The 15,014-nt window shown below is 62.8% G+C and carries 12 protein-coding genes; 8 read left to right on the forward strand and 4 right to left on the reverse strand.

The genetic code is table 11. The features are described 5' to 3' along the window. Positions 1-3: 3 nt before the first annotated feature. A complete protein-coding gene (locus ABC729_RS09860; protein ID WP_495607430.1) occupies positions 4-864 on the reverse strand; it encodes an N-formylglutamate amidohydrolase in 861 nt (286 codons plus the stop codon). A gap of 194 nt (positions 865-1,058) precedes the next feature. Here ABC729_RS09860 and ABC729_RS09865 point away from each other — a divergent pair, with 194 nt between their 5' ends. Together ABC729_RS09865 and ABC729_RS09870 are read left to right on the forward strand one after the other, a co-directional pair. Beyond that, positions 1,059-2,018, forward strand: coding sequence for a M14 family metallopeptidase (locus tag ABC729_RS09865; RefSeq protein ID WP_495607431.1), 960 nt, complete (start codon positions 1,059-1,061; stop codon positions 2,016-2,018). Beyond that, positions 2,015-3,136: an AbrB family transcriptional regulator gene (locus ABC729_RS09870; RefSeq protein ID WP_495607432.1), complete on the forward strand. Its 1,122-nt coding sequence runs from the start codon at positions 2,015-2,017 to the stop codon at positions 3,134-3,136. Before ABC729_RS09865 ends, ABC729_RS09870 begins: the two co-directional genes overlap by 4 nt. A gap of 26 nt (positions 3,137-3,162) precedes the next feature. On the opposite strand, the gene ABC729_RS09875 is transcribed toward ABC729_RS09870, so the two are convergent. Beyond that, positions 3,163-4,905: a hypothetical protein gene (locus ABC729_RS09875; protein ID WP_495607433.1), complete on the reverse strand. Its 1,743-nt coding sequence runs from the start codon at positions 4,903-4,905 to the stop codon at positions 3,163-3,165. A gap of 158 nt (positions 4,906-5,063) precedes the next feature. Further along, positions 5,064-5,549 carry a CreA family protein gene (locus tag ABC729_RS09880; protein ID WP_495607434.1) on the reverse strand — a complete coding sequence of 162 codons (486 nt, stop codon included), beginning with the start codon at positions 5,547-5,549 and terminating at the stop codon, positions 5,064-5,066. A 194-nt stretch (positions 5,550-5,743) separates the two neighbouring features. Here ABC729_RS09880 and ABC729_RS09885 point away from each other — a divergent pair, with 194 nt between their 5' ends. The 6 genes from ABC729_RS09885 (at position 5,744) to ABC729_RS09910 (ending at position 13,074) form a co-directional block, all read left to right on the forward strand. Continuing rightward, positions 5,744-6,811 (forward strand): SPFH domain-containing protein, encoded by a 1,068-nt coding sequence (locus ABC729_RS09885; RefSeq protein WP_495607435.1) that lies wholly within the window; start codon positions 5,744-5,746, stop codon positions 6,809-6,811. A gap of 30 nt (positions 6,812-6,841) precedes the next feature. Continuing rightward, complete coding sequence (locus tag ABC729_RS09890; protein ID WP_495607436.1) at positions 6,842-7,282, forward strand: NfeD family protein; 441 nt, start codon at positions 6,842-6,844, stop codon at positions 7,280-7,282. 262 nt (positions 7,283-7,544) lie between these two features. Then, positions 7,545-8,894, forward strand: a complete 1,350-nt coding sequence (locus tag ABC729_RS09895; protein ID WP_495607437.1) for a putative bifunctional diguanylate cyclase/phosphodiesterase — start codon at positions 7,545-7,547, stop codon at positions 8,892-8,894. Positions 8,895-9,005: 111 nt separating this feature from the next. After that, positions 9,006-10,337 (forward strand): putative bifunctional diguanylate cyclase/phosphodiesterase, encoded by a 1,332-nt coding sequence (locus ABC729_RS09900; RefSeq protein WP_495607438.1) that lies wholly within the window; start codon positions 9,006-9,008, stop codon positions 10,335-10,337. Between the two features lie 155 nt (positions 10,338-10,492). Beyond that, the gene (locus ABC729_RS09905) at positions 10,493-12,565 is read left to right on the forward strand and encodes a protein kinase family protein (RefSeq protein ID WP_495607439.1); all 2,073 of its coding nucleotides are present in this window, start codon (positions 10,493-10,495) and stop codon (positions 12,563-12,565) included. Beyond that, a complete protein-coding gene (locus tag ABC729_RS09910) occupies positions 12,562-13,074 on the forward strand; it encodes a hypothetical protein (protein ID WP_495607440.1) in 513 nt (170 codons plus the stop codon). The genes ABC729_RS09905 and ABC729_RS09910 overlap by 4 nt, the downstream gene beginning before the upstream one ends. 47 nt (positions 13,075-13,121) lie before the next feature. Here ABC729_RS09910 and sppA read toward each other — a convergent pair whose 3' ends face one another. Continuing rightward, positions 13,122-14,933, reverse strand: a complete 1,812-nt coding sequence (gene sppA / locus ABC729_RS09915) for a signal peptide peptidase SppA (protein ID WP_495607441.1) — start codon at positions 14,931-14,933, stop codon at positions 13,122-13,124. Between the last annotated feature and the right edge of the window lie 81 nt (positions 14,934-15,014).

Genomic DNA, 15,014 nt, shown 5'->3' on the forward strand with positions numbered 1-15,014 from the left:
GCCCTACTCCGCCGCCATGCGCCCCGCACGGTCGAGGGCGTAATCGCGCATCACGCGGACCAGCGTCGCCAGATTGGTGCGCAGTTCCTGAAATCCGGCATGGGGTTCCAGCGTCTCTTCATCCATATAAAGCCGGCGGTCGATTTCCAGCTGTAGGGAGTTGCGTCCCCGCGGAGGGCAGGAATAGCGGCGGACCAGTTCCACGCCCTTGTAAGGATCGTTGAGGCGGACATTGTAGCCCATGCCCCGCAGAGTGCCCACGACCAGACGCGTGAACCCGGCTTCCGATGTGGTGCCATCCCGGTCGCCGATGACGAAGTCCGGCGACTGCCGGTCCGGGCCGATCACAAAGGACGGCATGGAATGGCAATTGATGTGATAAACGGCGCCGAACCGCGCGTGCAGCACATCCAGGCTTTCCGACAGAAGCTCGTGATAGGGCCGCCAGTAATTCTCGATCCGGTCGCGGACCACCCCCACGGGCAGGCGGCCATCATACATGGGCACCCCCGGACGGCAGAGATGACGGACCAGACCCATGCCCGCCACGCTTTTCGGTGACGGGTTGACCGGTTCCGGCCATTCCCCGTCCAGCATGGAGGGTTCGATATCATCGGGCGCGCGGTTCACATCGATATAGGAACGGGGGAACAGCGCACACAGGAACGTGGCACCCATATCGGGCACCATCGAAAACAGCTCGTCCACATGTGTGTCTTCCGCCTGGCGCAGCAGGGGAAACGGGCAGGTGAAATCAAAATCGGCCGGATAGCGCGTGCCACTATGCGGGCTGTCGAACAGCAGCGGGACCGCGGGCCCGACCGGATCATGCCGGACGACCACATCATCGATCACCAAACTCATTCAACCCCGTCTCCGGTTGCGGAAAATCAGCGATGAAGGTGCGGGGAAATGAAACCGCCCTTTCATCGAATTGACTTGGAACCTATACCTTGGTGTCAGGGCCGGCGTCGATAGCACAGAAGACATGCCTGCCTTTGGGGGCGAAACGCCAACTACAGGAGATGGCGTAAAGGGCCACCCGAGAGGGAGGGACCATGGCGCGTATCGATCCCTTGTCACCCGATGATCTTCAGCCCCCGGATATCATACCCTGGCAGGCGGGGAATACAGGCATTGCCTTTGCCCACCATTTCGACAGCGGACAGGCCGGCCCACATGTCCTGATCAACGCCTTGATGCATGGCAATGAATATTCGGGCGCCATTGCCGCGATACGGCTGCTGGAAGCCGGCATCCGCCCTACGCACGGGTCACTTTCCATCACCTTCGCCAATGTGGAGGCCTTTGCACAGTTCGATCCACAATTCCCCATCATGGCCCGGTATGCCGAAGAGGATATGAACCGCGTCTGGTCCCCCGCTTCCCTGGCGGATGGCCGCGCCAGCCAGGAGCGGCGGCGGGCGCGGGAGCTGTGGCCGCTATTCGCGACGGCAGACCTGCTGCTGGATCTGCATTCGATGCAGGCCGACCGCATCCCCCTGATGCTGTCCGGTCCGTCGGCACGCGGGCGGGAACTGGCGCGACGGCTGGGTGTGCCCGGCATTGTGGTTTCGGACCGGGGCCATGTGGGGGGTAGCCGCCTGATTGATCACCCGCGATTTACCGATGGTGACGAGGGTCCCGTCGCGCTTCTGGCCGAATGCGGACAGCATTGGGACCCCGATAGCGCCGGGGTGGCGATACGAACGGCAGCGCGGTTCCTGCATTTCTCGGGCATCGTGCCGGTATCTGCGCTGACCCCATGGCTGCCATCCGCCGAACCGCCACCCGCCCGGCTTGTGGAGGTGACGGAAACCGTTACGGTGGGCAGTGATCGTTTCCGGTTCCTGAAGGATTATCAGGGTATGGATGTCATCCCCTTGGCCGGCACCCCTTTCGCCCTGGATGGTGAGGTGGCGCTGCGCACGCCCTATGATGATTGCGTGCTGATCATGCCCTCGCGCCATCCCGAACGCGGACAGACCGCCGTCAGGCTGGGCCGGCTCGCGGCATGACCACGCCGCCCGACACGGTGCCGGCATCCACCCGGCGCAAGCCACGCATCGACTGGCCCGCCTTCGTCACGGCCATGGTGCTGGGTACGGCAGGCGGGACCATCTGTTTCAAGCTGCATGTGCCGCTGGCTTTCATGATCGGGGCCATGCTGGCGACCACCATCGCCGCCCTGGGTGGCGTGCGGACCATGGTGCCGCGGGGGCTGCGCGACGGGTTGGTGATCGTGCTGGGCATCATGCTGGGTGCTGCGTTCAATCCCACCCTTCTGGGCCATCTCGGCGAATGGTCGGTCAGCCTGATCTTCATGGCCGTCTACATCATTATCGGTGCCGTGGCCGGCACCTTCTATCTGCGCCGCTTCGCCCGTTATGACCCGCCCACCGCCTATTTCACGGCCATGCCGGGCGGGTTCACGGAGATGGTGATGATGGGCGGCGCCTTGGGCGGGGACGACCGCTCCATCGCGCTTGGCCACAGTTTGCGCATCATGCTGGTGGTCATGACGGTGCCCTTCGCGTTCCAGGCCCTGCCCGGATACGACCCGGCGGGCCGGGATTGGAGCCTGCATGGGCTGGGTCCCTGGCCCTGGGAACTGACCCTCATCGACTATGGTGTCATCGCTGCCTGTTTTCTCGGCGCACCACTGGCGCAGAAGCTGCGCATTCCCGCCGGCATCCTGGTGGGGCCGATGCTGCTGTCCGCAGGTCTGCATCTGGCGGGATTAACGGCGGTGAAGCCGCCGGGTCTGCTGGTCGCCGCCGCGCAGGTGGTGATCGGCGCCTCCATCGGTGGGCGGTTCCAGCGGGTGCCCCTGATGCGTATCGCCCGCACCGCCGGCATCGCGGTGGGACTGACCCTGGTGCTGCTGCTGGTGACACTGGCCCTGTCGCTGCTGGTGCATCTGCTGACGGGGCTGAACCTAGCGGGGCTGATCCTGGCCTATGCGCCGGGCGGTCTGGCGGAGATGAGCCTGGTGGCGCTGGCCCTGCACGTGGATGCGGCCTTTGTCGCCACGCACCATATCATCCGCATCGTCCTGATCATCCTGTTCGCACCCGCCGCGTATCACTTGTGGCGGCGGTGGCAGGAGCAGGTAAAAGCAACCGACGAGCATTGACCTTGCTCGGCGATTGAGGGAACAAATTACATGAACTGCGCCTGACGCAGCAGGCCGTAGAATTGCCGCAGGGCGTTGGCCTGTTCCTGTGGTGTGCTCAGTCCTTCCACGAACTTGCCGTCGAAATTGGGCTGACGCAAAAGGCCGACGATCTGGTCGCGCACCATCTTGCGGGCCTTGGGGCTGGACAGTACGTCGTTGGCCGCAAACTGCATCAGGCGGGTGGCGCGGATGCGCAGCGACGCCGAGGGATCGTCCAGCCGTTCGATCACCTTGGCCTGAGCGATGTAGCTGGCCACCATCTCATCAATACGGTCGGCCATGGTGGGCCGCACATCATCGGGCAATTGTGAATTGTTGATAGCGGTATAGAGCGAGGCCATGGCCTGCATCTTGGGCTTCAGCGGCACCTGAAGACCAACCATGGAATTCACGTCGCGGTCGGTCGACAGACAGTTGCGCAGCCGCGCCACCACCGTCTCCATCTCCCGCTGACCCACATCGCCACCGGCCAGTTCCGCCAGATAAAGGGTGCGGTCGCGCCAAGTGGGCATCAGGCTCATCACGCCTTCGATCGACATGCGCCGGCCTTCGCCGCCGCCCTGTTCGATGAAGCGCAGATAGCCATTGGTCATGGCATCGGCCATGCGCGAACCGCCGAACAGACCGGACGGCAGCATGACACGGGCGACCAGGGCCGTAAAACTGGCCCGGTTGCGTTCCGGGTCACGCGACAGTGGCGAGGTGCCGCGCAGGCCACGCAAGAAGCTCTCCAGCACCACCTGATAGGTCTGCGGTGCGTGGCCCATGCCCAGCCACTGGCTCAGCACCTTGGCGATGGGCGGCGCCATCTCGCGTTCGGTCGGCTCGAACTTGCCTTCCACCATATCCAGCATGCGGCCCAGGGCGGTGCCCAGGTCCGGCTGGCGGCCCAGCAAATCCTGGATGACCGACTGGAAGCTGCTGGCATCGGCCACCAGCGTGTCGATGATGTGGATATGGGAGGCCTTGTTCTGTGCGGCGTCACCGGCACTTTCCAACAGCCATTCCACCTTGCCCAGCAGATTGCGGATCTGGACCAGATCGCGGCAGAGGATGACCTTGGACAGGTAATCGGCCTCGGCCTCATCGCCGTTGCAAAGGGCTTCCACCTTGTCCAGGGCACCCCGGAACCCATCCTGCTTCACGCTGAAACCGGCGCGCTTCTGCGCCTCTTCCGCCTTGCTGCGCAGGTCGGTCAGGCTGGAATAAATCAGGTCGCGGCGTTCGCGCACATCCTGGCCTGTCACCTTGCCCTGGATGGTGGCGACACGGCCGACGGCGGTCGGCACTAGGTTCTCAAAATTGATGGCGCGCTTCATCTCCGCCGCGTTGTACAGCAGCTCAGATGCGGTCAGCGCCTTGTCTTCCAGATATTGGCGCAGCAGCTTGGAGATGGTCTGCCGGCTGTCAGCCTGGAGGTAATCCTTGGTGTCCGTGCAGACGGGACTGTCATCCACGGGCTGAACCGCGATGGTCTTGCCCTTGGCTTCCCGCATTTCGGAGAAGATGATGGTTTCCGTAGCGGGTTTCCCCGGAACACCGGCAAAGTCACGGACGATGCGCACGCCGTCGCGGTTCGGCAACAGCTTGGTGGCCAGCGCCCGTGCTTCTTCCTCGGTGGCCAGACTGTCTTCAATGACCCAGTGATCGGCCTTGAAGGTCTGCACCTCGAAATTTAAACGGCGCCCAATGGCGGAACCCTTGCCGCCCCCGACAAGGCTCGTCATCCACATGACCAACGGTCCCCATTTTGGAGTATGCATCGTCCCTTTGGGACAAGGGATACATACCACCGAACGGTACTCTAGATAAACCTTGTATTAACCCATCTGTCTGGATTTGCCAAAGGAAAGCCACGAGGCACCGGTGTAAGTAGCCCCTTCTGTCACTTGGGCTTGCCTTTCTCCCATGTAGGATTGGCGGCGAACAGGGGCACAGTGCTGATCGACATCTTGGCCGAGGCATCCTTCACCTGTCGGCTGTAAACGACATAGATCAGGGTGTCATTGGCCTTGTCATAGATGCGGCGCACCGCGATCGACTTGAATACCAGGCTCTTGCGTTCGGAGAACACCTCCTCCCCGCGTTTAGACAGGTCAATATCGCCGATGCTGATGGCACCCGTCTGCCGACAGGCCAGCGAGGCGTTGGACGGGTCCTCGAACCAGTTGCCCTTGGACAGCCGGTCCCAGACGGAACGGTCGAAATCCACGATATGACAGGTAATACCCTTCACCGCCGGGTCGGGAAAGGCGGTGATGTCCAGCTCATTCCCCGTCCAGTCATTGCTAAACTCCCCCACCACCTCCTGCGCGGCGGTCGGCAGGGCCAGCAGCAGGGGAAACAGCAGGGCAGCAAGGAAGCGGCGCATGGCAAGGCTCCTGAAAATCCAGACAAAGGACCGATGGCGGGCAGGCTATGCCGGCCGGAAGAAAGGGGCAAGGGCGGGGTGGAAACGGTCCCGCTGGAAAATCGGTTAATGGTTGTAGCTGATCACTTGCGCTCGCCTTTCCTCTATCCCACATGCGATGCTGGGGACATGGGTTCAAGGGGGGAAACCAAAATATGGAATTGGCGATCTTTGCGGGCGTCGTCGCCCTTTTCGGCGTTCTGCTGGCCTTTGCCGGCATCAAGACCGTGCCGCAGGGCATGGAGTACACGATCGAACGGTTCGGTCGTTATACCCACACGCTGCGCCCCGGCCTGCATTTCATCGTGCCCTTCGTCGACAGCATCGGTGCCAAGATGAACATGATGGAGATCGTGCTGGACGTGCCCAGCCAGGAGGTCATCACCAAGGACAATGCCATGGTGAAGGTCGATGGGGTCGTCTTCTATCAGGTGCTGGACGCCGCCAAGGCCGCCTATGAGGTGAGCCAGCTGCAGGTCGCCATCCTGAACCTAACCATGACCAATATCCGCACTGTCATGGGTTCCATGGACCTGGACGAACTGCTGTCGCAGCGCGACCGCATCAATGCCCAGCTTCTGCATGTGGTGGATGAGGCGACGCAGCCCTGGGGCATCAAGGTCACCCGTATCGAAATCCGCGACATCCAGCCGCCCCGTGATCTGGTGGACAGCATGGCCCGCCAGATGAAGGCAGAGCGCGACCGCCGCGCCCTGATCCTGGAAGCCGAAGGAGCACGCCAGTCCGCCATCCTGAAGGCAGAGGGTCAGAAGCAGGCCGCCATCCTGGAAGCGGAGGGCCGTCGCGAAGCCGCGTTCCGTGACGCGGAGGCGCGCGAACGCGAAGCCGAGGCGGAAGCCGCCGCCACCCGCATGGTGTCTGACGCCATTGCCGGCGGCAACGTCCAGGCCATCAATTACTTTGTGGCCCAGCAATATCTAACCACCTTCAAGGAATTCGCGCACAGCCCGAACCAGAAGGTGTTCTTCATGCCGATGGAGGCGACGGGCATCATCAGTTCGCTGGGGGGCTTGGCCGAACTGGCCAAGGATACGTTTAAGGGCGACGGGGGTGGCAATTCCCCAGCGCAGTTGCCCCCGAAACCACCCCGCAAGCCAACGGCGCCCCTGCCCGCAGCCGGCGGCACCAATGCCGAACAGGCGGCCGCCATCAAGGCCGCGCAACAGCAGCCGTCGCCCTGGGGCGACAAAACCGGCGCTTGAGAGATTTGAACCGGAAGAAGGGAGGAAGCGATGGAAGGGTTTCGCGTTCTCTACTGGTACTGGTGGTGCCTGGCGCTGGTGCTGGCGGCGCTGGAAATGTTCATTCCAGGGGCTGCCCTGCTCTGGATCGGCGGGGCGGCGGCTATCGTCGGCGTCGCGGCACTGGTCTTCGATATCGGACTTGCCACGGAACTGGTGATGTTCGGCGTGCTGGCGGTGCTGGCCTGGTTCGTGTCGCGACTTCTGGCGCGACGCGACCCCACTGACATGCAGTCCGGTACGCTGAACAGGCGGGGCGAACAATATCTGGGTCAGGTTCTGACCCTGGAAGAGGGGATCGTGAACGGCTATGGCCGAGCGCGCATCGCTGATGGGATCTGGCGGGTTGCCGGTGCCGCCGACTTGCCGCAGGGCAGCCGCGTGCGGGTCACGGGCGTCGATGGTGCCGTCCTGCGCGTTGAAGGTGCATAAGGAAACACGGTACGGGTGTCATTCTGTTTCTTATGGACGCAGAATGGCACCCAAATGCCCGCAACTTGTTGCAACACAAACTTTCCAAGGTTTCCAACACGCCATCCAGAAGCAGATATTAACGAATTTCGTAAATGGATATTTACTGAATACCTTAATCACAATTACCAACAAACAGTTTACCATTTAAAATCACCAACTATCCCTCTGCACATCTGACAAATTCAAGCTCCAGGCCTATCATCCTGCAATGGATTGCAAAGTGATTGACAGGCTTCATATGCAACGGGTGCACTACCTTCGTGCGGGCGACGACAGCGCCTCGGCCTCAGGACCGCAGCAGCCTGTCGCCCTGCGTGACCCGCTGACAGGGTTGCTGAACAAGCACGGTTTCATCCGCGAAGGCACCCGTCTGCTGCCCATGATGGCGCAGGCGGGCGAACATCCGCATGTCGTCTTCATCGAGCTGAACAATTACGAAGGTATCGTGTCCCGCATGGAATATGAGGAGGCGCTGGACCTACTGCATGCCATGCGGCGGCGTCTGGAGCTGGCCTTCGGAAGCGATGTCCTGCTGGCACGGTTCGACAGTGAACGTTTCGCCGTCCTTTTGCCGGATGCCGGCGGCAGTCTGGAGGCCCTGAACCGCGCACTGGAGACGCCGGTGGTCATTGGCGGCCATGCCTATCACCTGTCCATCACCTGCGGCATCGCCTCCTATCCCGAGGCCGCTGACGACATGCATATGCTGGTCGTGGCCGCCCGCATCGCACGACGCGATGCCGCCAACGAGGGCCGACCGGTCGGCTTCTTCGCCAGTGACCTGCGCAAACGTCTGGCCCGCAGCCGTGCCATCGAAGATGGACTGTGGGACAGCCGGGCCGGAACCGGCGTCTCGCTCCTGTACCAGCCGAAGGTCGAAATCCACTCGGGCCAGGTGACGGGGGTGGAGGCATTGATGCGCTGGTACCATCCGGAACTTGGGACGATTTCGCCGGCCGAATTTATCCCGGTGGCCGAACGGACCCGCACCATCAATCCGCTGGGCGAATGGCTGATCCGTGAGTCATTGCGACAGCAGGCGGATTGGCGGCAGGCCGGCATGGACCTGTCCATGGCCATCAACATCTCCCCGGTGCAGTTGATCGTGGAGCCGGGTCATGCCTCTGTCCTGGACATCCTGCTGGACGAATGCGCGCGGCTGGACCTGGACCGCAGGAAGGTAGAGTTGGAAATTACCGAAGGCATGCTGACCGACGAAGCCGCCATGGTGCAGGTACGCCGGCTGGCCGATGCCGGGTTCAGCATCGCCATTGATGATTTCGGACGCGACCATTCGGCCCTGTCGCTACTGGTGGAAAGCCCCGCCCATACGTTGAAGATCGATAAAAGCTTCGTGGATAATGTCCTGCGCAACCCGCGTCAGGCCACGATCATCCGCTTCATCACGGAACTGGCCCATGATCTGGGCATGCGGACAGTGGTGGAGGGGATCGAACATATCCGGCAATTGGTGGCGGTCGCTGGGGCGGGCTGCGACTATGGCCAGGGCTATTTCTATTATCGCCCCATGTGCGCGGGCCGGGTCATGGACCTGCGCCACGCCGCATGATGTCGGCGGGCCATTGCCGGACAGGAACCTTGGAAACCTGACCATCCGAACAAATGGCATAGATCTTAGGACATAGTAGCTTTCATCCTGTCGAACCAATGGTGTCCAGGAATGATCAAAGGCATCAACAATTTGCCGGCCGTGCCACCGGAATGCCCCTGTGTCTATCAGGCACCGGCACTTTTGCATGATCCGCTGACCGGGATGCTGAACAAGCACGGGTTCGTCACGAAGGGTAACCGTGTCCTGAAGGGCCTGTCGGCCAGCGGCGGCAACGCCATCCTGATCTACATGGAACTGAACGACTATGACGGGCTGATTTCCCGCCTGGGCTATGATGCTGCCTTGGTCTTGCTGACCACCATTCGGGAACGTATGAAAATGGCCTTCGGACAGGAGGCATTGCTGGCCCGGTTCGACAGCGAGCGTTTCGCGGCCCTGCTGCCCGATGCCAATGCGAATGTGGAAGGCATCATACGGTTGCTGGAAACGCCGCTGCGCGTACATGACACCACATGTCATCTTTCCCTGTCCTGCGGAGTGGCCAGTTTCGTGGATGCCGCGGACAATATGGACATGCTGGTCATGGCCGCACGGTCGGCACGGCATGAGGCACTACGCACCAGACGACAGATCGGCTGGTACGCCGACGATCTGCGCCGCAAACTGGCCCGGCAGCGCGCATTGGAGGACGGGCTCTGGTTCGCGCGCAGCGGGGCGGGCATGTCGCTGCTGTATCAGCCCAAGATCGACATTCCCGCCGGCGAGGTATTCGGGGTTGAGGCGCTGCTGCGATGGAACCATCCTGAATTCGGTCCCGTCTCGCCAGCGGAATTCATCCCGCTGGCCGAACGCAACCAGACCATCGTTCCTATCGGCGAATGGCTGATGCGGGAGGCCCTGCGCCAGAAACAGATCTGGCGGCAACAGGGCCGCACCATCCATCTGTCGATCAATGTTTCTCCCTTGCAGCTTCAACCCGGCAACTGCGCGCCGTCGGTGCTGGAGATATTGACGGAGGAATGTCGACGCCTTGGCCTGGATCGGGACCGGCTGGAACTGGAGATCACGGAGGGATTGTTGAGCAATGCCGAGGTGATGGCGCAGGTGAAGGACATCGCCAGGGAAGGTTTCGGCATTGCCATCGATGATTTCGGGCGCGACCATTCCGCCCTGTCCCTGCTGGTGAATAGCCCGGCCTCCACCCTGAAGATCGATAAGAGCTTCGTGGACAATGTCGTGGAGAATGAACGGCAGCTGGCCGTGGTGCAGTTCATCGTCGTCCTGGCCCGCCGTCTGGGCATGCGAACCGTGGTGGAAGGGGTGGAGCACCTGACCCAGCTGGTGGCGCTGGCCGATGCTGGCTGCGATTACGGCCAAGGTTTTTTCTATTACCGCCCCCTGACCGCCCAACAGGTTCTGGACCTTCGCCACAAGCATTGATGGATGGATAGGCGTATTAGGCCAAAGTTCAGGTGTCTGTTCCTTTCGGCTGGATCGGGTCACGTGCCATTGTGCAATCGCACATGGTTTGCGATGATCGCGCGGAACCATTGCCCCGCCATTACGATCTTCCGACCGGAGCGCCCCTTTCGATCATGGTCAGCAGCGCCGATCTTGACGAGCCGCCCGCCCCGCCGCCGCCCCGCCGCAGCGCGGAGATGATGGTCCCCTCGTCGCCCATTGATCTGGGCGGCCGATGCGAAATCATGCCGGGCACGCCCATACCGGCGCTGGATTCAGTTGGCGGCCCCGCCTTCGCCGCGCGGATGAGCCGGGATCGCAAGACGGAAGTCTTTGCCATCGTCACCAATCGTCCCGTCCCCGCCCGGATCGACATGATGGCCACGTACCGCGCCATCGAAAATCCGGCCGTGCTGCGCCTCATGGATTGGGGCACGGTCGATTGGACGCCGGAAGGCAAGAAGCGCTTCGTTCTGATCTATGAACGGCCCGGCGGACGCCGGGTCATGCAGGATATGGGCGAAACGCGCGAACCGATGCAGGATGACCAGATCACCCGGTCACTGATGCCATCATTGCTGTTCGCGTTGCGAGAAATGAATGCACGGGGCATGACCTGTGGCGCTGTCCGGCCTACCAACCTGTTCCAGAAGGACCCCGCCTCCCCCACCGTCACAATTGGCGACTGCCTGTCCACGCCGGTGGGATATGGGCAGCCGGTGCTGGTGGAGACCATCGAGCGGGGGATGGCGCAGCCGGCGGGGCGCGGCCCCGGCACCATCGCCGACGATCTGTATGCGTTGGGTGTCACGCTGCTGGCGCTCTATCTGGGCCGCAACCCGCTGGCCGATCTGGATGATGAAAGCATCCTGAAGCTGAAGATGGATAAGGGCACCTATCCTGCCCTGACCAGCCAGGTACGCCTGCCGCAAAGCCTGGTGGAGCCACTGCGCGGCCTGATGATCGATGATCCCAAGCAGCGCTGGTCCGTCTCCGACTTGGACCTGTGGCTGCAGGGGCGGCGCATGTCGCCCAAACAGCCGCAGGTGCCGCGCCGTGGTGCCCGCCCGTTCGAATTCCAGGGCGAGGAGTTGATGCATTGCCGGGCTCTGGCCCGCGCGCTGACCCGGCAGAGTGCCGCCGCCGCCGCCCTGATCGAACGCGGCGATGTCGAGAAATGGGTGCGCCGGTCGGTGGGCGACGAGGCGCGAGCTGAGGCGATGCAGACCGCCATTGCATCCGCCGGGGCCGGCGGGCGCGGAGCGTCGCAGGAAGACAAGCTGGTGACCCGCGTGGCTATCGCGCTGGACCCGCCCTCACCCATCCGTTATCGCGGCATCTCCGTCATGCCGGACGGGCTGGGGACAGCGCTGGCGGAAGCCCTCTGGCAGAATAGCGGCGTGCAGCCCTTCGCCGAATTCGTCGTGGCGCAGTTCCCGCATTTCTGGGTGAATTGCCAGACCGATTTCCGGCCCGAATATGTGCCCATGGTGCAGGCCTATGATGGCTACCGCGCCCTGCTGGAACATGTCGGCATGGGCTTCGGCATCGAACGCATCGTCTATGAACTGTGTCCCGCCTGCCCCTGCCTGTCGCCACAGCTGCGCGACCATTATGTGTTGAGCCCGGCAGAGCTGCTGTCCGCTCTGGATCAGATCGCGACCAAGCCCAACCGCGGGCGCGACCCCGTGGATCGGCACGTGCTGGGCTATATCACCACGCATCATAAGAAGCTGAACGACCGGCTGCTGGTGCCCTTGTCGAACCCGCATGACCCGGCGCGGCGGATGATTGCCATGATCACGGTACTGGCCGACGTGCAAAGCCGGTTCGGCCCCGCGCGCGTGCCGAACCTGTGCGGGTGGCTGGCGGCACTGATGGACCCCGTCTTCAAACGGTTCAAGAACCGGGAAACGCGGGAGCGGATGAAGGCCGAGGTCACGAATGTGGCGCGCGACGGGGTGCTGGATGCCATCGTCCGCATTGTCGATAATGTCGATGCCATCCGCGCCGATGACAAGGGCTTCCTGGCCGCCATGCGCCAATATGAAGGCCTGACCCGTCAGATTGAGAAGCTGCGTGGTGCGGCCAGTGACAAGATGGCCATGGCCGACGGCACCGGACGCCAGATTGCCGCCGTCGTCACCTCCATCGTCGCCGGCCTGACCATGATCGGCACCGTCTTTTACATGCTGAGGCTGGGATGAGCGCGGCACTGGGCAAACGGCCTCCAAAGCGGCGGGGCGGCGGTGGCGGAGCGTTGCTGTTGCTGCTTCTGCTGGCCCCGGCCGGGCTGATGATGATGCCGACCAGCGTGCTGGTGCTGGCGGGGCTGGCACCGACCATCGTCGCCTATCTGATCGACCGCGACCCGGAGAAATCAGCGGCCCTGACCGTGGGTGCCATGAACCTGTGCGGCATCGCCCCCTACGTGGTGCGCCTGTGGCAGCAGGGTCACGAGATGGGCATCACATTGCGCATGCTGGCCGATCCGGGCACCTGGCTGATCATGTTCGGGGCGGCGGCCATCGGCTGGCTGCTCTATTTCTTCATCCCCCAGATTGTGGCCGCGATCATGAGCCTGCGTAACGAGGCCAAGATCAAGGAACTGGAGGAACGGCGAAGCCTGCTGATCGCCGATTGGGGCCCCGAAATCATGGGTAAGGGCGACGATAAGCCAGAACCCGCCGGCCTGATCGAAGAACAGAGCGATTAGAGAGAAGTACGGGTGGGCCATGAAGACCCACCCGTCACGGTCCGGGTTCAGAACCCGTGCCGCACCATGGCCGGCATCAGCACCACCATATCCTGATCCGCCTTCAGATAGGGGGCCAGGGTGGACAGAGCGGGCCGGAACGGGGCCAGGGTCCGCTCAGCCACCTGCGCCGTCACAGCATCGCTGACAGTAGCGCGGGCATCACCGGACAGCAGTTCCATGATGAAGTCGAACTGCGAGCGCTTGTGCGGCAGGGTCACGGCACGAACGGGCGCATCATCGGCCAGTTTCAGGGCCTTGCGCACCTCGCCCATGGCGGTGGCATAGCCACCCAGTTCATCGACAAGGCCCAGTTCCTTGGCCTGACGCCCCGTATAGACACGGCCCTTGGCGATCTGCTTCACCTTGTCCAGCGGCAGGTTGCGGCCTTCGGCCACGCCCTGGGTGAAGGCGGCATAAGTGCCGTCCAGGAAGGCGTTCAGGCGGGCTTCCTGGGTCTCACTGAACGGCGTGTTGGAGGACCACATGCCGGCATTGGCACCGCGGCTGATCGGCTCGATATTCACCCCGGCCCAATCGGTCAGACCGCGCACCACCATCTTGCCCGCGATGACGCCAATGGAGCCGGTAATGGTGCCGGGTTCGGCCACGATGCGGTCGGCACCCATGGACACCCAATAGCCACCAGAGGCCGCGACGGCACCCATGGAGACGATGACCGGCTTGCCCACCGCCTTGGCCTTCAGCACCTTGCGGCGCACCACCTCTGATGCTACGGCGCTGCCACCAGGGCTGTTCACGCGGAACAGGATGGCCTTCACATTGTCATCCTCGATGGCCTGGTCAAAGGCAGCGGCGATGGTGGCGGCACCGAAGCTCTCGTCACCCGACAGGGGATCGGACTGGCTGTCGCCGCGCATGATGGCACCGTCACCGACGATCATGGCGACCAGCGGCGCATCGGTGATCGACATGTCGATCCCGTCCGGCGGCGCGCGATTATAATCCTGCAGGCTGACCAGTTCCGGCTCGCCATTGGCGGTACTGGCGGCCTTGGCCTTTTCGATGGCCCAATCCACCGCCTCATCCCAATAGGCCAGCTTGTCGATCAGCTTGGCGTCCAGCGCCTCCTTGTCCATCAACGGGGACTTGTCGACGGCGGCGCGGACGGCGGCATCATTAATGCCACGGGCCAGCGCCACATCGGTCACCCACTGATTGAACAGATCACCGATCAGGCTGTCGATGGCCTCCCGGTTGGCGGGGGTCGGGCCGGTTTCGGTATATTGCTCGGCAAAGGACTTGTATTCCTCGCGCTTGCGGAACTGCGGCTCCACCTTCAGCTTGTCCAGCGTGCCGCGCAGGAAGGTCAGTTCGGCCTGCATGCCAGTGATGGCCATGTCGCCCATCGGCTGCATCCACACCTGCTCGAACGCGGTGGCCAGATAATAGGGCTGCATGCCGTTGCCCATCTCGCCGAAGCTTTCAGCATGGATGATGGCGAAGCGGCCTGCCTTGCGCAGCTTGGCGATGCTGTCGCGCAGTTCCTGCGTCACGGCAAACGAATGCACGCCATTGCCGGTGCGCGCGATGACGCCCTTGACGCGCGGGTCTTTGGAGGCCCGGTTCAAGGTGCGGACCACCTGTTCCACCGTGGTGCGATGATCGCCCAGCAGGCCCGCGACCGGGCTGTTGGCCGGTGCCTCGGCCAGCGGCTTCTCCAGGTCCAGTTCAAGAACGATGCTGTCGGGCAACTTGGGCTGCCGGTTGGCCAGATGCACGCCAAGGGCGATGGCACCCGCCACAAAAAGCACAGACAGAAAGCCGATGATGGCGAAAACGCGCAGGATGATCCGCATGACCCGTTCCGATTGATACCGAACCCGGCCACACTAACCGCGAAGGCAGCCGCGCGACCAGAGGTGAAACAACCCCGTTAC

Source organism: Niveispirillum sp. CC-CTL257 (assembly GCF_059489915.1).